This is a genomic window from Arenibacter troitsensis (assembly GCF_900177645.1).
Classification (GTDB): Bacteria; Bacteroidota; Bacteroidia; order Flavobacteriales; family Flavobacteriaceae; genus Arenibacter; species Arenibacter troitsensis.
In genome coordinates this window covers 42787-63546 of the sequence record NZ_FXAO01000004.1, presented here as the reverse complement: position 1 = coordinate 63546, position 20760 = coordinate 42787, and the positions used below count along the sequence as shown (strand labels likewise).

The 20760-nt window shown below is 40.3% G+C and carries 18 protein-coding genes; 8 read left to right on the top strand and 10 right to left on the bottom strand.

Features of this window, described 5'->3' with window-relative positions; genetic code table 11:
• Window positions 1–72: 72 nt before the first annotated feature.
• The 3 genes from B9Y87_RS09875 to B9Y87_RS09865 all read right to left on the bottom strand — a co-directional run bounded on the left by B9Y87_RS09875 (window position 73) and on the right by B9Y87_RS09865 (window position 3235).
• Entirely contained in the window at window positions 73–1101 is a 1029-nt protein-coding gene (locus B9Y87_RS09875) for a rod shape-determining protein (RefSeq protein ID WP_069858480.1), read from the bottom strand.
• Between the two features lie 55 nt (window positions 1102–1156).
• Window positions 1157–2689, bottom strand: coding sequence for a bifunctional phosphoribosylaminoimidazolecarboxamide formyltransferase/IMP cyclohydrolase (purH, locus tag B9Y87_RS09870; RefSeq protein WP_085498601.1), 1533 nt, complete (start codon window positions 2687–2689; stop codon window positions 1157–1159).
• A 93-nt stretch (window positions 2690–2782) separates the two neighbouring features.
• Entirely contained in the window at window positions 2783–3235 is a 453-nt protein-coding gene (locus tag B9Y87_RS09865; RefSeq protein ID WP_085498599.1) for a GAF domain-containing protein, read from the bottom strand.
• A gap of 160 nt (window positions 3236–3395) precedes the next feature.
• Between B9Y87_RS09865 and B9Y87_RS09860 the strand changes: the two genes are divergently transcribed.
• The 3 genes from B9Y87_RS09860 (at window position 3396) to B9Y87_RS09850 (ending at window position 6546) form a co-directional block, all read left to right on the top strand.
• Window positions 3396–3812: an HYC_CC_PP family protein gene (locus B9Y87_RS09860; protein ID WP_139827207.1), complete on the top strand. Its 417-nt coding sequence runs from the start codon at window positions 3396–3398 to the stop codon at window positions 3810–3812.
• A 99-nt stretch (window positions 3813–3911) separates the two neighbouring features.
• Window positions 3912–6149, top strand: coding sequence for a TonB-dependent receptor (locus B9Y87_RS09855; RefSeq protein ID WP_394334961.1), 2238 nt, complete (start codon window positions 3912–3914; stop codon window positions 6147–6149).
• A 40-nt stretch (window positions 6150–6189) separates the two neighbouring features.
• Window positions 6190–6546 (top strand): heavy-metal-associated domain-containing protein, encoded by a 357-nt coding sequence (locus tag B9Y87_RS09850; RefSeq protein WP_085498595.1) that lies wholly within the window; start codon window positions 6190–6192, stop codon window positions 6544–6546.
• A gap of 89 nt (window positions 6547–6635) precedes the next feature.
• On the opposite strand, the gene groL is transcribed toward B9Y87_RS09850, so the two are convergent.
• The 7 genes from groL to miaB all read right to left on the bottom strand — a co-directional run bounded on the left by groL (window position 6636) and on the right by miaB (window position 13368).
• The gene (gene groL, locus B9Y87_RS09845) at window positions 6636–8264 is read right to left on the bottom strand and encodes a chaperonin GroEL (RefSeq protein WP_085498593.1); all 1629 of its coding nucleotides are present in this window, start codon (window positions 8262–8264) and stop codon (window positions 6636–6638) included.
• 103 nt (window positions 8265–8367) lie between these two features.
• Window positions 8368–8646, bottom strand: coding sequence for a co-chaperone GroES (locus B9Y87_RS09840; RefSeq protein WP_072860635.1), 279 nt, complete (start codon window positions 8644–8646; stop codon window positions 8368–8370).
• Between the two features lie 142 nt (window positions 8647–8788).
• Entirely contained in the window at window positions 8789–9157 is a 369-nt protein-coding gene (gene secG / locus B9Y87_RS09835) for a preprotein translocase subunit SecG (RefSeq protein WP_085498590.1), read from the bottom strand.
• 3 nt (window positions 9158–9160) lie between these two features.
• Window positions 9161–10078, bottom strand: a complete 918-nt coding sequence (locus B9Y87_RS09830; protein WP_085498586.1) for a hypothetical protein — start codon at window positions 10076–10078, stop codon at window positions 9161–9163.
• Window positions 10079–10081: 3 nt separating this feature from the next.
• Window positions 10082–10600 (bottom strand): LptE family protein, encoded by a 519-nt coding sequence (locus tag B9Y87_RS09825; protein ID WP_085498584.1) that lies wholly within the window; start codon window positions 10598–10600, stop codon window positions 10082–10084.
• A gap of 47 nt (window positions 10601–10647) precedes the next feature.
• Window positions 10648–11919, bottom strand: a complete 1272-nt coding sequence (locus B9Y87_RS09820; RefSeq protein ID WP_085498581.1) for a sigma-54 interaction domain-containing protein — start codon at window positions 11917–11919, stop codon at window positions 10648–10650.
• A 3-nt stretch (window positions 11920–11922) separates the two neighbouring features.
• Window positions 11923–13368: a tRNA (N6-isopentenyl adenosine(37)-C2)-methylthiotransferase MiaB gene (gene miaB, locus B9Y87_RS09815; RefSeq protein ID WP_085498578.1), complete on the bottom strand. Its 1446-nt coding sequence runs from the start codon at window positions 13366–13368 to the stop codon at window positions 11923–11925.
• Window positions 13369–13524: 156 nt separating this feature from the next.
• On the opposite strand from miaB, the gene B9Y87_RS09810 reads away from it, so the two are divergent.
• The 5 genes from B9Y87_RS09810 to porL all read left to right on the top strand — a co-directional run bounded on the left by B9Y87_RS09810 (window position 13525) and on the right by porL (window position 20746).
• Window positions 13525–14772, top strand: a complete 1248-nt coding sequence (locus B9Y87_RS09810) for an LVIVD repeat-containing protein (RefSeq protein WP_085498576.1) — start codon at window positions 13525–13527, stop codon at window positions 14770–14772.
• A gap of 117 nt (window positions 14773–14889) precedes the next feature.
• The gene (topA, locus tag B9Y87_RS09805; RefSeq protein WP_085498573.1) at window positions 14890–17379 is read left to right on the top strand and encodes a type I DNA topoisomerase; all 2490 of its coding nucleotides are present in this window, start codon (window positions 14890–14892) and stop codon (window positions 17377–17379) included.
• A gap of 1 nt (window position 17380) precedes the next feature.
• The gene (locus B9Y87_RS09800) at window positions 17381–18538 is read left to right on the top strand and encodes a formimidoylglutamase (RefSeq protein WP_085499230.1); all 1158 of its coding nucleotides are present in this window, start codon (window positions 17381–17383) and stop codon (window positions 18536–18538) included.
• A gap of 116 nt (window positions 18539–18654) precedes the next feature.
• Complete coding sequence (gene porK / locus B9Y87_RS09795; RefSeq protein ID WP_085498571.1) at window positions 18655–20010, top strand: T9SS ring complex lipoprotein PorK/GldK; 1356 nt, start codon at window positions 18655–18657, stop codon at window positions 20008–20010.
• 85 nt (window positions 20011–20095) lie between these two features.
• Window positions 20096–20746, top strand: a complete 651-nt coding sequence (porL, locus tag B9Y87_RS09790; protein ID WP_085498569.1) for a type IX secretion system motor protein PorL/GldL — start codon at window positions 20096–20098, stop codon at window positions 20744–20746.
• Window positions 20747–20760: the final 14 nt, after the last annotated feature.

Sequence of the window (20760 nt, the reverse complement as noted above, 5' to 3'; positions counted from 1 at the left end):
TAAGGAATTAAGGCCTGTTTGCTATTCTTTACCTTTTAAAAAGGTAGTGCTGATGGTAGGGGAATAATTAAACTATTTAATTAATATACTTTTATATCGCTCCAAGTTTTTTAGAGCAATACCCGTACCCCTAACAACAGCCCTTAATGGATCTTCCGCTATATATACCGGTAGATCTGTTTTTTGGGACAAACGCCTGTCAAGTCCCCTTAACATAGATCCGCCACCGGCCAAATAAATACCTGTATTATAGATGTCCGCTGCCAGTTCGGGAGGTGTCTGTGATAGGGTTTCCATAACGGCATCCTCTACCCTTAGTATGGATTTATCCAAGGCCTTGGCTATTTCGCGATAGGAAATGGATACCTGTTTTGGTTTACCGGTCAGTAGATCCCTTCCTTGAACCGACATTTCGTCCGGAGGAGTCTGAAGGTCCTCTGTGGCCGAACCAATAGTAATTTTTATGTTCTCTGCAGTACTCTCCCCAACATAAAGGTTGTGTTGGGTACGCATGTAATAAATAATGTCGTTTGTGAAAACGTCACCTGCAATCTTTACCGATTTGTCGCAAACAATTCCACCCAGTGCAATGACTGCAATTTCGGTTGTACCACCACCTATATCAACGATCATGTTCCCCTTGGGTTGCATTATATCCAAGCCAATACCAATGGCAGCTGCCATAGGCTCGTGAATAAGGTAGACCTCTTTTCCGTTAACACGCTCAGCAGACTCTTTTACGGCACGCATCTCCACTTCTGTAATTCCAGATGGGATGCATATTACCATTCTCAAGGCTGGTGGAAACCACTTTTTCTTTAATGCCGGTATGTTTTTGATGAACATGTTGATCATCTTTTCAGAGGCATCAAAATCGGCTATTACCCCATCCTTAAGTGGACGTATGGTCTTAATATTTTCATGGGTCTTTCCTTGCATCATATTGGCTTCCTTGCCAACGGCAATGATTTTGCCACTTATTCTGTCCCTGGCTACAATAGATGGACTGTCTACCACCACTTTGTCGTTGTGAATGATGAGGGTGTTGGCAGTACCTAAGTCTATTGCAATCTCCTCGGTTAAGAAATCAAAGAATCCCATTATGTGTTGTTATATTTCGGTTTAAATGTCAGTTTGATCGTTAAAAGTAATAAAATTAATGTTTAAAATGACGTGTACCAGTCATTACCATTGCAATTCCGTTTTCATTACAATAATCGATACTAAGTTGGTCCTTAATGGAACCTCCCGGTTGTATAACGCTGGTTATTCCACTTTTATGCGCAATTTCTACACAATCAGGAAAAGGAAAGAAGGCATCACTGGCCAATACAGCTCCCTTTAGATCAAAATTGAAAGACTGGGCTTTGTGGATGGCTTGGTTTAGGGCATCTACACGAGAAGTTTGGCCTGTTCCACTGGCGCACAACTGTTTGTTTTTAGCAAGAACAATGGTGTTACTTTTGGTGTGTTTACACAATTTTGAAGCAAAGATCAGATCTTCCAGTTCCCTATCCGTAGGTTTTTTATCGGTGGCATTGGTAAGGTCGGAAATTTTATCGGTCTTTTCATCCTTTTCTTGCACTAAAACGCCATTCAAACATGTTCTAACCGTCATTTTTGGAAGGTCAACTTCGTTCTGGACCAGAATTATTCTGTTTTTCTTGCCTTTTAAGATGTCCAGGGCCACAGGAGTGTAGCTAGGGGCAATCACCACTTCGCAAAACAGGTTGTGAATTTCTTCGGCAGTTGGCTTGTCTATTTCTACGTTGCTGATCAATATTCCTCCAAAAGCCGAAACAGGATCTCCTGCCAAGGCATCAACATAGGCTTGGTGAATTGTGGGCCTAGTGGCAAGGCCACAGGCATTGTTATGTTTTAATATGGCGAAGGTGGGGGCGTCGTTCTTAAATTCTTGGATAAGGTTAACTGCGGCATCCACATCCAACAAATTGTTATAGGAAAGTTCCTTTCCGTGAAGTTTGTTGAACATCGCATCGAAATCACCAAAGAAAAAACCTTTTTGATGTGGGTTTTCACCATAACGCAACACCTGTCCGTTGGTTTCGCTTAATTTAAATGCGGCCTCTTCATGGTTCTTGTTGAAATAATTGAAGATGGCCGAATCATAATGAGATGATACATTGAAGGATTTTGTAGCAAAACGTCTGCGGTCCTCCAAGGTAGTGCTACCATTTCCTTTGGTAATCATTTCCAAAACCTCATCATAGTCGTTCATAGAGGAAACGCAAAGCGTATCCTTGTAGTTCTTGGCCGCTGCCCGTATTAAGGATATACCACCGATATCTATTTTTTCTATAATATCCTGTTCGGAAGCTCCGCTGGCAACAGTTTTTTCAAAAGGGTAAAGGTCTACAATGACGATATCCAATTGGGGAATTTCAAATTCTTTCAATTGTTCTTGATCACTTTCATTGTCCTGACGGTTCAAAATACCACCAAATACCTTAGGGTGTAGTGTTTTAACCCTACCGCCCAATATGGATGGGTAGCTGGTAACGTCTTCCACTGGTACTACATCAATACCTAAATCTTTAATGAAGGTTTCGGTGCCACCCGTAGAATAGATGGTAATTCCCAATTCATTAAACTTTTTTACCAAGGGCTCTAGGCCATCTTTATGAAAAACAGATATTAAGGCTGAGGAAGCTTTTTTAGTGGTACTCATTTTGTTGTGATTGTTGTTATGGATTATAAGGACACAAAAGTAATTTTTTTGTGCTTAAAAATCAGCACGTTTATTAACAATCGGCTTAAAGTTTTAAAGAATTTTGGACACCTCTTGGTTTACGTATTCCAAAAAGTGCTCATCCTCTTCTGAAAATGGATCCGGAGTGTTGGAATCGATGTCGATTTGGCCAATATTTACGCCATTTAAAAAAAGTGGAACTACTATTTCTGCCTTCACGGATATGCTACATGCTATGTAGTTGTCCTGGGCCTTTACATCGGGGACAACAAAATTTTGATTGGATACTGCGACTTGCCCGCAAATTCCTTTGCCAAATGGTATTATGGTGTGGTCTGTAGGCGCCCCTGCATATGGCCCCAATTTAAGCTCCTCCTTATCCCCGTTTCGGAAATAGAAGCCCACCCAGTCGTAATAAGGGACATTCTCCTTTAACAATTCGCAAATGGCCTGCATTTTTTCGGTAGAACTTATTTTGTTGCTGCTTGTGATTGCAGAAACCTGTGGTCTTAATGTGCTAAACATATGATTATTTTTTGCAAAAATAAGGCTATTTCAAAATCCTTTATGAGATAAGTACTTAAACTTCCAATTTGTTAGTGGTTTGGACAATTTTTGCCCTAAATTTAAGTTAATATTGTAGGAGGAAAATAGAGAGTGGTAAGTTTTGATTATTTTTGTCTTTATGAAAGTTATGATCCATAAAATATTGGCGCTGTTGATGGCATTTTTTATGCTGGTATCCACAGTTTCCTGGACCGTTGAAAAGCATTTTTGCTTTGGCTCCTTGGTGGATATTGCTTTCTTTCATGAAGCGGATACCTGTGGGATGGATTTGGGATTGGTAGTAGAGGATGTGTCTTTCAAAAATAATCCGAATACCTGTTGCAGTGATGAGACCATTTTGGTACAGGGGCAGGAAGACCTCAGTATTTCCTATGACGATCTTAGTTTTGGCCAACAGCAATTTTTGGTGGCCTTTACTTCCTCTTATATAAAATTATTTCAGCCAAGGGAGCAGCACTATGTTCCCCATGCCGATTACCCACCGCCTATACTGGTAAGGGATATCCATATCTTGGACCAAGTTTTCCTCATTTGATTTTTTTATTGGTAGTAACCATGGTTTTCAATGCTTTTAAGTTGGAAAATCCTATGGTTTTTTTGATTTCAATTATCTGCTAATATTAAAATATATCAAGTGAAGAATTTTTTTGTAAGTATTTTTTTATGGATTCCGTTATTGGCTATCTCCCAGAACAATATAGAGGGCATGGTCATGGAGGACAATCCTGAAAATAAGCAACTAGGTTTGGCCGGGGCCAATGTTTATTGGCTCAATTCCCAGACCGGGACCATTACAAAGGCAGACGGTAGCTTTGTAATTCCATTTAAAAAGGAGTATAACCAATTGGTCATTAGTTATGTGGGGTTTGAGTCGGACACTTTGTTCATTGATTCCCCTAAGAAGGTAAACCATTGGTTAAAACCTTCCAATGCCTTAGATGAGGTGGTGATCCAAAAGAAGCGGGATGCCGTTCAGAAATCTTATTTCAGCCCACAGAACGTGGTAACCATAAACAGTGCCGAACTACTAAAGGCGGCCTGTTGCAATCTATCCGAGAGTTTTGAAACCAATCCGGCCATAGATGTCAATTTTTCCGATGCCCTTACTGGAACAAAGCAAATACAGATGTTGGGACTTACCAGTCCTTATTTATTGATAACCCAAGAGAATATCCCAATGGTACGGGGTGCCTCCCAGGCCTACGGACTTACCTTTACCCCGGGAACTTGGGTAGAGAGTATACAGATCACAAAGGGGGCGGGCAGCGTTGTTAATGGCTATGAGAGTATTTCGGGCCAGATAAATACGGAATTGGTAAAACCCTCAACAGATAAGGCTCTATTTGTAAATGGATATGCAAATTTAAATGGCAGGTTGGAATTAAATACCCATTTGAACGAGAAATTAACGGACAAATGGAGTACGGGGCTCTATCTTCATGCCAACCGAAGGGACACCAAGGAGGATAATAATGGGGACGGATTTTTGGATGCTCCCTTGGGGAACCAAATAAATGTTTTGAATAGGTGGCAGTACCAAAACCCAAGTACCGGTTGGGTGAGTTTTATTAATCTTCGTTTTTTAAATGACGATAAGCAGTTGGGACAAACCAATTTTGTGCCCAGTACCGATAAATTCACAACCAATTCCTGGGGAAGTGAAATAAATACCAGAAGGTTTGATACTTCATTAAAGTTGGGCTATGTTTTTCCGGAGCTGCCTTTTCAGAGTTTGGGATTTCAAACGGCCTATAATATCCATAAGCAGGATTCCTATTTTGGGTTTAATGAATATAATATTGATCACGAAAGTATTTATTCCAATCTGCTGTTCAATTCCATTATAGGGGATACCAAAAGCAAGTTTAAAACGGGCTTGACCTTTGCCTATGATGGTTATGGGGAATTGGTGAATACACAGGATTTTTCGAGGGTGGACAAATCTATAGGGGCCTTTTTTGAATATAGTTATGATAATTTAAAGGAATTGAGTTTCACTGCGGGCATAAGGGTGGACAACCACAATAATTTGGGGACTTTTGTTACGCCCAGATTGCATGCGCGGTATATGCCATGGGAAAGAGGGAGTTTTAGGGCGTCTTTGGGCCGTGGAAAGCGGGCAGCCAATATCTTTGCCGAAAACCAACAATTATTTGCCTCATCAAGGCAGATAAGGGTGCTTGGGGATAATAGCAGTATTTATGGACTGGATCCTGAAGATGCCTGGAATTACGGAGCTAGTTATATACAGGGATTTAGTTTGTTCGGTAGGACAGGTGACGTAACGTTGGATTATTATGTTACCAATTTTAAGAATCAGGTAGTGGTGGATTGGGAGAATCCCATGGAAGTGTCATTTTATAACTTGGAAGGAAAGAGTCTGGCCAAAAGCTTTCAATTTGAAATAAATTATAACGTTTTAAAGAATGTAGAGTTAAGGACGGCTTATAAATATTATGATGTTGAAACCGATTACCTAAGCGGCACCCTACAAAAACCATTACAGGCACAACATCGATTTTTTGCCAACTTGGGCTACACTTCCCTCCCTAAAGAGAATGGGGCCTTATGGCGTATGGATTATACCCTCCATAGCTTGGGAAAACAACGCTTGCCCAATACGAGTAGTAGTCCCGAGGAGTATCAGTTTGGGGATTATTCGACTCCATATAGTTTAATGAATGCACAGCTGACCAGAGTGTTTAATGATAATTTTGAAATTTATGTGGGAGGGGAAAATTTAACTAGTTTCACCCAAGAGAACGCTGTAGTGGCTGCAGACCATCCGTTTGGCACTAATTTTGACACCACAATGATATATGCTCCCGTTATGGGCAGAATGTTTTATGCAGGATTTAGGTATAAATTGTAATTTTAGAAAATAGTAGATATATAACATGAAAAGTAGAGCAATGAAAAATTTATTTATAGGAGCCGTATTTGGATTATTGACCATTGCCGGCTATGGCCAGGAGAAAAATAAAAAAATAAGTTTCGAGGTCAATGGAAAATGTGCCATGTGCAAAGAGCGAATAGAGGAAGCGGCCTTGGGGGTAAAAGGGGTGAAATACGCCTTATGGGATATTCCTACCCATCAATTATCGTTGATCATTGATGAGCGAAAAACCAATTCTATGGAAATAAAGACCGCCATAGTTGGTGTGGGTCATGACACCAAGGAATTAAAAGCTACGGAAGAAGCTTATGAAAGCGTGCACCCTTGTTGTAAGTATCGAGAGGATAATAGCGATGACGGACAGCATCATTAATCCAATGGTATTGCAAAAACGGATTGAAAACAAAAAACCGCATTTGGAATTCCAAATGCGGTTTTTTTTATGGTTGTAAATTTTGGAACTTACATCATTCCTGGCATTCCTCCACCCATTGGTGGGCCTGCAGGGGCATCTTCCTTAATATCGGTCAATGCACATTCTGTGGTTAAGATCATTCCAGCAACGGAAGCAGCATTTTCCAATGCAATTCTAGTTACTTTCTTAGGGTCAATAATACCCGCTTTGATCATTTCCACATATTTTTCCGATTTGGCATCATATCCAAAATCTCCTTTGCCTTCCAAAACTTTGGCAACGACTACAGAGCCTTCGCCTCCAGCGTTTTCTACAATGGTTCTCAAAGGTGCTTCTACTGCTCTGGCAACGATTTGTACACCTGTATCCTCGTCTGCATTTTCGGTCTTGATCTTGGCAAGAACAGATTTGGCCCTAACCAAAGCAACACCACCACCGGCAACTATTCCTTCTTCAACAGCAGCTCTGGTAGCGTGAAGGGCATCGTCTACCCTGTCTTTTTTCTCTTTCATTTCTACTTCAGAAGCAGCACCAACATAAAGAACAGCAACACCACCGGCCAATTTGGCCAAACGCTCCTGTAATTTTTCCTTGTCGTAATCAGAAGTGGTAGATTCTATTTGAGATTTGATCTGGTTAACCCTTGTCTTAATGGTTTTAGGAACACCTGAACCGTTTACAATGGTTGTATTGTCCTTGTCAATAGTTATTTTTTCACAAGTACCTAGCATGTCCAAGGTAGCATTTTCCATGGTAAAGCCTCTTTCTTCGGCTATTACGGTTCCACCTGTAAGGATAGCTATATCTTCCAACATGGCCTTTCTTCTATCTCCAAATCCTGGGGCCTTAACAGCGGCAATCTTTAAGGATCCCCTTAGTTTGTTCACTACCAAGGTAGCCAAAGCTTCCCCGTCAACATCTTCTGCAATGATCAAAAGAGGTTTTCCGGATTGTGCTACGGGCTCCAATACTGGTAAAAGATCCTTCATGGAAGAAATCTTCTTATCATATAATAATATGTAAGGATTCTCCAAATCGGCTGTCATTTTTTCAGAATCGGTAACAAAGTATGGAGAAAGGTATCCCCTGTCGAATTGCATACCTTCTACAACATCCACATAGGTATCTGTTCCTTTGGCCTCCTCAACGGTAATAACTCCTTCTTTTCCAACTTTTCCGAAAGCTTGGGCAATAAGGTCGCCAATAGTTTCGTCGTTGTTGGAGGAAATAGCAGCTACTTGCTTGATCTTTTCCGAAGAATCGCCTACTTTTTTGGTTTGCTTTGCCAAGTCTTCAACAATAGCTTCCACAGCTTTGTCTATACCTCTTTTTAGGTCCATTGGATTGGCACCCGCGGCAACGTTCTTTAAGCCTTCTTTTACGATAGCTTGTGCAAGAACCGTGGCAGTAGTGGTACCATCACCTGCCAAATCATTGGTTTTGGAAGCAACTTCCTTTACCATTTGGGCACCCATGTTCTCAAGTGGGTCCGCCAATTCAATTTCTTTGGCTACGGTAACACCATCTTTGGTAATGTTTGGTGCACCAAACGATTTGCTGATGATTACATTTCTACCCTTAGGTCCTAAAGTTACTTTTACTGCGTTAGCCAATGCATCGACACCTCTTTTAAGGCCGTCTCTTGCATCGATATCAAATTTTATATCTTTTGCCATAATTTAATTTCATTTATCATTCCCACATAAACGGAATGAAATTAGTTATACTCTTTAGTTTGTTGTTTGGAATTTTCCCAACGTTCTGGGAACAAGAGCAATATTATATAATTGCTAATATGTCGCTCTCGCGCATCATAAGATATTCGGTACCTTCAAGCTTAAGCTCAGTACCTGCATACTTACCGTATAGCACCGTATCTCCAACTTTAACGGTCACTTTTTCATCTTTAGTACCGGGTCCAACGGCAACTACCTTGCCTTTTTGTGGTTTTTCCTTTGCGGTATCTGGGATGTAAAGACCAGATGCAGTCTTTGTTTCGGCAGCCATAGGTTCTATAAGAACTCTATCTGCTAATGGTTTAATGCTAACTTTAGCCATATTATTTAGATTTTATGTTTTTAAGTTTGATTTTAATAGGCAGAAATTATGCCATTGCCTAAAAACTGACACTTTGTTAAACAAAAATGCCAGCTTGTCACGTAAGCTGGCATTTTTTATATGTTAAATATGTTTTATCTTCTTATTGGGTGCTGTCAGTGGTATTTGTACCATTAGTGGCAGGAGCAGGGGTTGGTGCTTCTGGCAATGCATCCGGAGCAGTTGTTTCTATGGGATCGCCATTTAGCAATTTTGAATCGGAATCACTAAAGCTTCCCTTTAAAGCTACATTGGAAAGCAAAATTAACACAACCAGTATGGTTGCCAATGTCCAGGTACTCTTATCCAAAAAGTCTCCTGTTTTCTTTACTCCTCCAACAACTTGGTTACCACTTCCGCCAAAAGATGAGGATAATCCGCCTCCTTTAGGATTTTGCACCATAATTACGAGCATCAATAGAATGCAAACTAGGATGATCAGGACCAAGAATATTGTAAATGTTGTATTCATTATTTAATTATTTTCTTGTTGTATCTTTTCTACCGCTTTAATTCGGTCTGCAAAGAAACTACTTTTTTCTGGATATTTCAAACTTAAAATTTTATAGGCCTGAATAGCCTTTTTGTACTTCTTTTGTTCCAAATATACCTTGGCCAAAGTGGCCGTCATCAATTCATTTTTGTCGAAGCTCAGGGAGTCCTTGATTGTTACTTTTACCGTGTTTTCCTTGGGTACAATTTTGGGATTGGTTTCAATGAACTTATCGATCAGATCAAATTTTTTCTTTTTTAGCTTGTCTTGCTTGGGGGTAGGTTTTGCCTCGGTATTGGTTGCTTCTTTTTGGTTGGTTTTGGGTTTTGCTGGTTTATGTGAGGTTAGTTGTAACCATTCCCCAAAGGAATATTTTTCTTTTTTGGTGAAATTTAAGGGTTTCCCGATTTCCAGTGTCTCTTCAGCTTTTTTTTTATTCTCCGATATAGATTGGTCTATTTTTGGGTCCTTGGAGGAAAAAAGTGAGGGGTCCAAAATATTATCTGCATCCTTGACAGTCCTTGGTAAGGGTTCGTCATCCGATTCTTCTATAAGTGCACTGTCCTTATTGAATTCAGATACTATTTCTTCGGAAATAGTTGGGGTATCATTTAAGGTGGTGGATTTTCCTAAAATTGAATCGGCGATGGTATTTTGTAAAAAGTCTACCGAAGTTATAAAATCGAAAAGAATATCCCTGTCCGCTGTATAGGCGGCGGTTAGTTTAAGGGCATTGTTGTATTTAAAACTGTTGAGGTTCTTAAGCCCTTTTAAATGCATGGCCCTTGCCGCCTGGAAGTAAGGGTACTCTGATAGAACATCTTCCAGTTGATTGGTCTGCACAGGGGAAACCACCTCATCAGGATTTTGTAATAGATATGTAAAGTCCTGTACGTTCATAGATTACCAATCTGCCAATGATTTATTAAAAATGTCCTGGGTAATACGTTCAAATATGACTTGATGGGCTTCATCCTTAACACTGGCCAATTGGGAATTGGCGGGATAGTCGTAGAAGAAGGAAAATCGTTGTTCAAAGTCCACATCCTCTTTGGTGTTGTTAAAGAACCTTACGTTTACACCAATACTCAGCCTGTTTTGCGCCGCTGTTTGTTGGGAGGTGGCCGTCATAGGTGAAATTCTGTACTCTACAATTTCACCTTCGTACAATAAATCCCCATTGGATTTAACTAGGTCCAAACTAGTCTGGTTCAATATCAGATCCTGTAGGGCCAGGGTAAAATCCCTGTCCATTCCCGGTTCAAAGGTAGATCCTGGATTCTGGGAAGCGTAATTTTGAAAATAATTTACCTGAAAGGTTTTTGCGGTTCCCACATCACCCCCTGTAAAGTTGTAAATCCCACAACTGGAAATGCCTACCACTAGTGCCAGCATTAAAACAATATGTCTACTCTTGATCATTAATTTCTTTTTGTATTTTTTTACTGACTACTGACTACTGACTACTTTTAAAGGTCGTACTGTTTTATTTTTCTGTACAGTGTTCGTTCAGAGATGCCCAACTCCGCAGAAGCAGCCTTTCTTTTTCCTTTGTTTCGTTCCAAGGATTTTTTAATGAGTTCTATTTCCTTGTCCTGTAAAGATAGCGTTTCTTCCTCTTGTATTTCCTCCGCAAAATGGTACTTGTCCTCTTGTTGGGCAGATTTAACAATGGGTTTTTCTATATAGGGTTCCGGAAGTTGCAAAATTTCACTGGGACTATCCTCTTGTTCCGTATATTCCTCCTCGTTATCCCCATAGATTTTTCTGATAAGATTTTCATTCTCTTCCTGTACTTTCTCGCTGTCGTTGTGTTTAAGCAGCTCCAATGTTAATTTCTTAAGATCGTTCAAGTCGCCCTTCATATCAAATAGCACCTTGTACAATATCTCCCTTTCCGTACTAAAGTCGCCTTCTTTTTTTTCCTTTCCAACAATGGCTGGCAAGTTGCTGCTACTTGAATTGGGCAGGTAACTGTTCAGGGTGGCCAAGCTAATAAGTCTACTTTCCTCCAATACTGAAATTTGTTCCGCGATATTTCTTAACTGCCTAATGTTTCCAGGCCATCTGTACTTTAAAAGCAGTTGCACGGCATCGTCATCCAAACGAATAGTGGGCATTTTATATTTCTGTCCAAAATCCGATGCAAATTTGCGGAACAATAAATGGATGTCCTCCTTGCGCTCCCGCAAGGGGGGGATGTTGATTTCTACTGTACTTAGGCGATAATACAGGTCTTCCCTAAATTTTTCCTTTTTTATGGCCTCGAACATATTGACATTGGTGGCGGCCACTATTCTAACATCTGTTTTTTGGACTTGGGAAGAGCCTACTTTTAAAAATTCCCCATTTTCCAAAACCCTTAAGAGACGGACTTGGGTGGTTAGCGGAAGTTCCCCAACCTCATCCAAAAAAATGGTACCCCCATCGGCTACCTCAAAATATCCACTTCGGGTAGCAGTAGCGCCGGTAAAAGCTCCTTTTTCGTGACCAAATAGTTCACTGTCTATGGTGCCTTCAGGGATTGCCCCACAGTTGACCGCAATGTATTTGGCATGTTTTCTATGCGAAAGGGAGTGTATTATTTTTGGAATGGCCTCCTTGCCAACACCGCTTTCACCCGTAACCAATACGGAGATGTCCGTAGGAGCCACCTGAATGGCCTTTTCAATGGCACGATTAAGTTTTACATCATTGCCAATGATTTCAAAGCGCTGTTTTATTGATTGAATAGATTCCATTGTTTAATTGTTATTGGATAGTCCCATCGGTCTACCTATTAAGGTGCCGGAGGTGCAATCGGTAATTTCGACATTCACAAAATCACCAATTTTATAGTTTTCCTTTGGAAATACCACTACAAAGCTTTGGGAGTTTCTTCCCATCCAATCCTTGTCCGATTTTTTGGAAGTTCCCTCTATCAAAACTTCTACAGTTTTTCCAAGTTGCTGCTTGCTCCTAATATAACTGTGTTCCCTTTGAAGGTCAATGATTTCGGTCAATCTCCTGTTTTTAACCTCTTGTGGTACGTTATCTTCCATATTCCGGGCTGCAGCCGTCCCTGGCCTTTCGGAATAGGCGTACATATAGCCATAGTCATATTGTATTTCCTTCATAAGGGCGAGGGTGTCCTGATGGTCCTCTTCGGTTTCGGAGGGGAAGCCGGTGATCATATCCTGGGAAATACTGCAATCTGGAATAATTTGCTTGATATTTTTAACCAGTTCAAGATACTCTTCCCTGGTATGCAATCTATTCATTTCCTTTAAGATTCTATTGCTTCCACTTTGTACTGGTAAATGGATGTAATTACAAATGTTGGGATATTTTGCTACTACTCTGATCACGTCCAAGGTCATGTCCTGCGGATTGGAGGTAGAGAATCGAATACGTATTCTTGGTTGGGCCAACGCCACCATTTCCAAAAGGTTGGCGAAATCAACAGCTGTGGCTTTTTGCATTTCCGATGCTTTTTCGAACCCTTTTTTTAATCCGCCACCATACCAGAGATAGCTGTCCACATTTTGCCCCAAGAGGGTAATCTCCTTATATCCTTTATCGGCAAGGTCGTTTACTTCCTGTAGTATGGATTGTGGATCCCTACTGCGTTCCCGCCCCCGTGTAAAGGGCACTACGCAAAAGGTACACATATTGTCGCATCCGCGGGTAATGGATACAAAGGCGGTTACACCATTGGTGTTAAGGCGTACCGGCGCAATATCCCCATAGGTTTCTTCTTTGGATAGGATTACGTTTACTGCATTTCTTCCATCGTCCACCTCTTGAATAAGATTGGGCAAATCCTTATAGGCGTCCGGGCCAACCACCATATCCACTATTTTTTCTTCTTCCAGCAATTTGGTTTTTAGCCTTTCGGCCATACATCCCAGTACCCCTACCTTCATGTGTGGTCTGTGCCGTTTTACGGCATTGAATTTTTCCAATCTCTTGCGAATGGTGAGCTCTGCCTTTTCCCGGATGGAACAGGTGTTGACCAAAACAAGATCTGCATCTTCCAATTTCTGTGTAGTACTAAAGCCTTCATTGGATAGTATGGAGGCAACAATTTCACTATCCGAAAAATTCATGGCACAGCCATAGCTTTCTATGTATAGTTTTCTTGTGCTGTTTTCTTTATCCGCAAGGGTTATGGTGGTTCCTTGTACGGATTCATCTATAATCTTCTCCATTTTATTATGTATTCAACCTCATCTTTAAGAGTGTGCAAAGATAGTATTATATAGCTAAATATGACATATTGACAGTTAAATATTTATCAAAAAAGAACGCAACTTTTTGGGCTAAGGGGCATCTGTCTATTGGTAAACCCGTAAATTTATATTGTTATGATAAGGATAATACTACTAATGTTTATGTTTACTTCCCTTGGCTTTGTCTCCTGTAATGAAGACGACGACGGTAAATATGCGGAGTACCTGGTGGCCAAACCTTTAAAGATGAGTAAGGCCGATTTTAAAGCGGCTATAGATGTCATAGCTCCTGTGCCCGTGGATGAATCCGGCAAAATTTATATTTATGGCGATTATATATTTGTAAATGATAAATATAAAGGGGTACATGTCATAGATAATTCCGACCCCAAAGCACCAAAAAAAATAGCGTTTATAAAAATTCCGGGCAACGTGGACGTTTCTGTTAAAGGCAATTACCTATATGCGGATAGTATCACGGATTTGATCGTACTCGATATATCGGATATCAATAATGTTAAAACAATAAATCGCTTGGAAAATGTTCTTAGGGACAACGTGATCTTTCCTTTTGAAGTAGATATTTATGAGTGGCAGGATATAGATTATGAAAATGATATTGTGATCGGATGGGAAACCGTTAAGGAGAGAAGGTTAATAGAAGAAGTTCAGGTAGATTTTTCACGTGAATTTGATGTAATGCTGGCCAATGCCGCCCAGAATTTCACTCCAACAGGTCAGGGAGGATCCTTGGCACGCTTTAAGATCGTAAATGATTATTTATATGCTGTGGACAGTCACAATATAAATGTATTTAATATTGAAGATCTGGAAAACCCCAAAGATCTGGATGACGTTTATGCCGGTTTTGACATTGAAACCATTTTTAACAGGGGAGATCAATTGTTTTTAGGTAGTATGAGAGGGATGTATATCTATGATATTTCCTCCCCGGCCACTCCTAGCTTGATTTCCGAATTTGAACACGGTACGGCCTGTGACCCTGTTGTGGTTGATGGGGATTATGCCTATGTTACCTTAAGGGGCGGCAATATGTGCGGTGCCACGGAGAGTGGACTTTTTATAGTTGACATTTCGGATATTACCAACCCAGAATTGGTAAAGACTTATCCTATGGACGGTCCTTATGGTCTGGGGGTAAAGGATGAAAAACTATTTGTGTGCGATGGGTCTTCAGGTCTTAAGGTCTATGATAAGTCCAACGTTCAGAATTTAGTGCAACTTAACCACTTTAAGGATATAGATACCTTTGATGTTATTCCCTTAGAGGATAATTTATTGATGATAGGGGAAGAAGTCCTATATCAATATGAATATCTGGAGAACAAAATAAAGCTGCTTAGTACATTTAAGCTTGATTAATTTCCATGAATTGGATTAAAACACCCCTTAAAATAGGGGTGTTTTTTTATGGTGACACAAATGAAAATCCATTAAATAAAAATTTTGATATACTTTTGTGTCACCAAAAACTAGTTAATGGCAAAGAATTTAGTAATCGTAGAGTCCCCGGCTAAAGCAAAAACAATTGAAAAATTTTTAGGAAAGGAATATAAGGTAGAGTCCAGTTTTGGCCATATTGCCGATTTGCCTTCCAAAGAATTGGGAGTGGATGTGGACAATAAATTTGCCCCTAAATATATTGTTGACAAGGATAAAAAGGCCCTTGTTAAAAAGCTTAAGGATTTGGCGGACAAAGCGGATACGATATGGCTTGCAAGTGATGAAGACCGTGAAGGGGAGGCAATTTCCTGGCACTTGGCAGAGGAATTGAAATTGGACAAGAACAAAACAAAACGGATAGTTTTTAACTCAATTACCAAATCTGCCATTCAAAAGGCCATTGAAAATCCCCGGGAAATTAATTATGATTTGGTGAACGCCCAACAGGCAAGGCGGATTTTGGATAGATTGGTGGGATACGAACTTTCCCCGGTCTTGTGGAAAAAAATTAAACCCGGTTTATCTGCGGGTAGGGTTCAATCCGTTGCGGTGAGATTAATAGTAGAAAGGGAACGGGAAATTGAAGCTTTTAATCCGGAAGCGGCTTTTAGGATATCGGCCGAGTTTAAAACCAATGAGGGTAGTATTTTTACGGCCAAGTTAAGCAAGACCTATGCCAGCCGGAAAGAGGCAGAAGCTTTCTTAAAGGAAAATATTGGAGCGAATTTTTCGGTAGCCAGCCTAGATAAAAAACCTGCCAAAAAATCGCCCGCAGCACCATTTACAACTTCAACATTGCAGCAGGAAGCTTCCAGGAAATTGTATTTTTCAGTTTCAAGGACCATGCAAGTGGCACAACGCTTATATGAGGCTGGGTTAATAACTTATATGAGAACGGATAGCGTAAACCTTTCACAGGATGCTATAGATGCAGCTAAGGATGCCATTATAAGTAATTACGGTAAGGAATACAGTAAGGTTAGAAATTTTACAGGGAAATCCAAGGGGGCGCAGGAGGCCCATGAGGCCATCCGCCCAACGGAGATGACCAATCAATCACCATCCTTGGAAAGGGATCAATCCAAATTGTACGAGTTAATTTGGAAACGTACCCTGGCTTCGCAAATGAGTGATGCCGAATTGGAGCGCACCAATGTTAAAATAAAGGCCAATACCCATAAGGAGGAATTTACTGCCAATGGGGAAGTGATTAAATTTGACGGATTCCTGAAGGTGTATCTGGAAGGTACTGATGAGGAGGATATAAGTGAAGAGCAGGAGGGAATGCTTCCATCTATGAAAGAGGGTGAAAAACTCCTTAATAATTATATCACGGCAACAGAACGTTTTTCCAGGGCACCCTATAGGTTTACAGAAGCTTCTTTGGTTAAAAAACTGGAAGAGCTTGGAATAGGAAGACCGTCTACCTATGCACCCACTATTTCCACTATTCAGAATAGAGGCTATGTGGAAAAGGGAACCATTGAGGGCACGGAAAGAAATTATGTACAGCTTCTGCTTAAATCGGATAAGCTGACAACTAAAGAATTAAAAGAAAATGTGGGCTCCGACAAAGGGAAATTGGTGCCAACGGATATTGGAATAATTGTGACCGACTTTTTGGTAGGGCATTTCGAAACAATTTTGGATTATCATTTCACTGCCAAAGTGGAAGAGGATTTTGATGAGATTGCTTCTGGCGACGAGGATTGGCAAAAAGTATTGAAGGATTTTTATGGGGATTTTCACCCGAAAGTCCTGGATGTGGAGGAAAATGCGGATAGGGCCAGTGGCGAGCGCATTTTGGGCACCGACCCAAAGACGGGAAGACAAGTTTCGGTTAGATTGGGCCGTTTTGGGCCCATGGTACAGGTTGGTACGGTAGATGACGAGGAAAAACCATTGTTTGCCAGTCTGCTACCAGACCAGTCTTTAAATACCATCAGCTACGAAGAAGCCATGGACCTGTTTAAATTGCCAAGAAAACTTGGGGTTTATGAAGGGGAAGATGTAGAAGCCAATGTAGGTCGTTTTGGTCCTTATATAAGGTTTGGTAAAAAGTTTGTCTCCTTGGGCAAGGATGAAAATGCCATGGAAATAGATATGGACAGGGCCGTAGAACTTATTAAGGAAAAACAACAGGCCGATGCCCCTATTGCCATGTATGAGAATAAGGAGGTTACTAAAGGGGTCGGAAGATTTGGTCCATTTATTAAATGGGATGGAATGTTTATTAATGTGAGCAAAAAATATGACTTTGATAGCCTTTCCAAACAGGATATAGAAGAGATTATAGAGGCCAAAAAACAAAAGGAGATCGATAAATTGGTCCAAGAATGGCCAGAAGAAGGTATTCGTATAGAGAAAGCAAGATGGGGAAGGCATACCATAATTAAGGGCAAGGTTAAGGTAGAGGTCTCCAAGGATGTGGATGCCACCAAGATTTCCCTTAAGGAGGCCCAGGAATTAATTGAGAAAAAGACACCAAAGAAAAAAACAAAAGCAAAACCTAAGGCTAAAAAATAATATGGCATTCGATTTTTTAGTACCCGTTAGTGATAGGGTATTGGCCCACTGCGAATTACTTCCGGCCCAAGCATTGGGGAAACACATATATATGCACACTGCACGGCATGGTCTTCCGGTGCTGGCAAATGTAAGTGTGGCAATACTGGGGGTTAATGAATCTAGAAATGCTTTTGAAAAAAAACCGGAGCGCCTGGATATTTCCGAAATTAGACTTCAGTTGTATAATTTAATGATGGGGAACTGGAATTCCTCCATCATAGATCTGGGCGATATTGAGGAAGGCGAGACCGTAGAGGACACTTATTTTGTGGTCAAGGAAATAGTTGCCGGCCTGTTGGAAGAAAATATTATTCCTATTGTTATTGGGGCAACCCAAGACATTACCTATCCTACTTATAGGGCTTTTGACGGTCTTAAAAATATGGTTAACCTAGTGTCTATAGATAGTAGGTTCGACTTTGGGATGGACGAAGACCTTATTTCTTCCCATTCCTATATGAGTAAAATAATTACCGAGAAACCCAACAATCTTTTTAATTTCTCCAATATAGGCTATCAAAGCTATTTTAATTCCCAAGAAGAAATGGACCTGATGGAGCGCCTTTTCTTTGATTCCTATAGGTTGGGCGAGCTAATTTCCAATATAACCTTAGCAGAACCGGTACTTAGAAATGCACATGTGGTAAGTTTGGATGCACGTGCCATACGTGCGGCAGATATGGGGTACTCCAGAAACTTTTCTCCGAACGGATTTAATGGACGGGAAATTTGTGCCATTTCAAGATATGCCGGAATTAGTGATAATGTATCCGTTTTTGGGATATACGAATGCGAAAACAGTAATCAGGCCTTTCAACTTGTAGCCCAAATAATATGGTATTTTATAGAGGGCCTAAACTTTAGGATTCAAGAGTCTCCCAATAGTAATAGTAACGACTTCACCAAGTATACCGTACCTACAGAGGATGAATCCCTCGTCTTTTACAAAAGCCATCTAAGCGAAAGATGGTGGGTAGAGGTACCTTCAATTTTAACTTCACATACTAAAACAAATTCACCCGCGTTATTACCATGCACTGAATTGGATTATCTGGATGCATGTAATCAAAATATTCCTGAGCGGTGGTTTAAAGCCTATAAAAAAGGGTTTAATTGAAATAATAAATTTAGGGTATAAAAACAAATTTTATACAATAAATTATTTAAAAATAAGTTTTAGAGAATAATACTTGTGTTTGCATTTATAATCATAATCGAAATTTAACCTAACGTATGAAGAAGCTATTGTTGTCATCTATAGCATTTGTTTTTTTACTCTCAAGTTGTGGGTCCAAAACAAAAGGAGAGCTGGTCGGAGCTCAAGGAAAAAAGTGGTATCCCGAAAAACCCTATGGTATGGAATTGATTCCTAGAGGAGCGTTCATTATGGGTAAGAGTGAGGAAGATCAGGCTAAGGTACTAAACGCCCCGACAAAGACTGTAACTGTTCGATCTTTCTATATGGATGATACCGAAATTACGAATAGTGAATATCGTCAATTTGTAGAATGGGTCAAAGATTCCATTGCAAGAACAAAATTGGCTATTCTAGCAGATGAATTGGGATTGGGACCTGAAGATGGAGGTATAGGCGATTATGCTTTTAAGGATGCCGATACTACAAGATTGTCTGCCTATGATAAGTACATGCTGAACAATTATGCCGGTATGGGAGAAACAGGCTACGAAGGAAGGGCATTGGACAGAAAACAGAATTTAGTCTGGGATACCTCCAAATATCCGGACGAGTATTATGCCGAGGTAATGGATTCCTTGTACATTCCTGAGGAAGAATCCTATAATGGACAACGTCATATAGATGTTACCAAATTAAAATACAAATACACCTGGATGGATATTGAGGCTGCGGCACGTGCCAAAAAGGGAAGTAGAAAGGATTTTATAAAACAGGAAGAACTTGAAATATATCCGGATACTACGGTATGGATCAAGGATTTCGCATACTCCTACAATGAGCCTATGCACAATGATTACTTCTGGCACGACGCCTATAGTGATTATCCTGTGGTAGGTGTTACTTGGCAACAGGCTCAGGCCTTTTGTAATTGGAGGACTAAATTTAAGAACGACGACCAAAAAAGTAGGGGCAAGCAATTTGTCAACCGCTTTAGACTACCTACCGAAGCGGAATGGGAATATGCTGCCAGAGGTGGTATAGAAGGAGGAACATACCCATGGGGTGGACCTTATGTAATTAGTGATACCGGATGTTTTATGGCCAACTTTAAACCACAGCGTGGAGATTATGCGGCAGATCAGGCCTTGTATACGGTAGAGGCAAAGTCCTATGAGCCCAACGATTATAACCTGTACAACATGGCCGGTAACGTTTCCGAATGGACCAATAGTAGCTATGACCCAAATTCATATGAATATGTGTCCACTATGAACCCTAATGCGGAATCTACCCAAAACGCTAGAAAAGTTATACGAGGTGGATCATGGAAAGATGTTGCTTATTTCCTACAGGTAAGCACCAGGGATTATGAATACCAGGATTCGGCACGTAGTTATATCGGTTTTAGAACCGTACAGGATTACATGGGAGAGGAAGACTCAACCAATTAGAATATAAATAAAGAAGACCTTTATATTGAATCAAACGTTAAACCAAATACTTATTATTAACATTACTTAAATTAAATTTAAAATTATGGCACAGTCAAAATCAACTAAGAAATTATTTAACATGGCCTACGGCCTTGGTGCATCTGTAGTAATTATAGGAGCATTGTTTAAGATCCTTCACTGGCAATTTGGCCCACTTACAGGAGGATTGTTGTTGGCAATCGGACTTATTACCGAAGCACTAATTTTTGCCATCAGTGCATTTGAACCAGTAGATGACGAATACGATTGGTCATTGGTATATCCTGAATTAAACGGAGGTACTTCAACTGGAAAATCAAATTCCAAAGCGGAAATTAAAGAGGCTGAAGCTTCCTTGTCCAAAAAATTGGATGAATTGTTAAAAGAGGCTGGTGTAGATGCCAATCTTATGGAAAGTCTTGGATCTAGCATTAGAAACTTTGAAGGTGCTGCCAAAGGTATTGCCCCTACAGTAGATGCTATGGAATCTACCAAAAAGTATTCTGAGGAGATGGTACAGGCTGCAGCACAAATGGAATCTTTGAACAGTCTTTATAAGGTTCAATTGGAAAGCGCTAGTAGACAAGCATCTATCAATGAGGAAGTGGTGCAGAATTCAAGTGCCCTAAAAGAGCAAATGGAATCTTTGGCTACCAACCTTTCTTCTTTGAACGGAGTTTACGGTGGTATGTTATCTGCAATGAATAGAAACTAATTAGTTAGAATTCA

Bases quoted from the DNA above. Each gene is read 5' to 3' on its own strand.
- B9Y87_RS09875 (WP_069858480.1), bottom strand. From the start codon at position 1,101: ATGGGATTCTTTGATTTCTTAACCGAGGAGATTGCAATAGACTTAGGT.
- purH (WP_085498601.1), bottom strand. From the start codon at position 2,689: ATGAGTACCACTAAAAAAGCTTCCTCAGCCTTAATATCTGTTTTTCAT.
- B9Y87_RS09865 (WP_085498599.1), bottom strand. From the start codon at position 3,235: ATGTTTAGCACATTAAGACCACAGGTTTCTGCAATCACAAGCAGCAAC.
- B9Y87_RS09860 (WP_139827207.1), top strand. From the start codon at position 3,396: ATGAAAGTTATGATCCATAAAATATTGGCGCTGTTGATGGCATTTTTT.
- B9Y87_RS09850 (WP_085498595.1), top strand. From the start codon at position 6,190: ATGAAAAATTTATTTATAGGAGCCGTATTTGGATTATTGACCATTGCC.
- groL (WP_085498593.1), bottom strand. From the start codon at position 8,264: ATGGCAAAAGATATAAAATTTGATATCGATGCAAGAGACGGCCTTAAA.
- B9Y87_RS09840 (WP_072860635.1), bottom strand. From the start codon at position 8,646: ATGGCTAAAGTTAGCATTAAACCATTAGCAGATAGAGTTCTTATAGAA.
- secG (WP_085498590.1), bottom strand. From the start codon at position 9,157: ATGAATACAACATTTACAATATTCTTGGTCCTGATCATCCTAGTTTGC.
- B9Y87_RS09830 (WP_085498586.1), bottom strand. From the start codon at position 10,078: ATGAACGTACAGGACTTTACATATCTATTACAAAATCCTGATGAGGTG.
- B9Y87_RS09825 (WP_085498584.1), bottom strand. From the start codon at position 10,600: ATGATCAAGAGTAGACATATTGTTTTAATGCTGGCACTAGTGGTAGGC.
- B9Y87_RS09820 (WP_085498581.1), bottom strand. From the start codon at position 11,919: ATGGAATCTATTCAATCAATAAAACAGCGCTTTGAAATCATTGGCAAT.
- miaB (WP_085498578.1), bottom strand. From the start codon at position 13,368: ATGGAGAAGATTATAGATGAATCCGTACAAGGAACCACCATAACCCTT.
- B9Y87_RS09810 (WP_085498576.1), top strand. From the start codon at position 13,525: ATGATAAGGATAATACTACTAATGTTTATGTTTACTTCCCTTGGCTTT.
- topA (WP_085498573.1), top strand. From the start codon at position 14,890: ATGGCAAAGAATTTAGTAATCGTAGAGTCCCCGGCTAAAGCAAAAACA.
- B9Y87_RS09800 (WP_085499230.1), top strand. From the start codon at position 17,381: ATGGCATTCGATTTTTTAGTACCCGTTAGTGATAGGGTATTGGCCCAC.
- porK (WP_085498571.1), top strand. From the start codon at position 18,655: ATGAAGAAGCTATTGTTGTCATCTATAGCATTTGTTTTTTTACTCTCA.
- porL (WP_085498569.1), top strand. From the start codon at position 20,096: ATGGCACAGTCAAAATCAACTAAGAAATTATTTAACATGGCCTACGGC.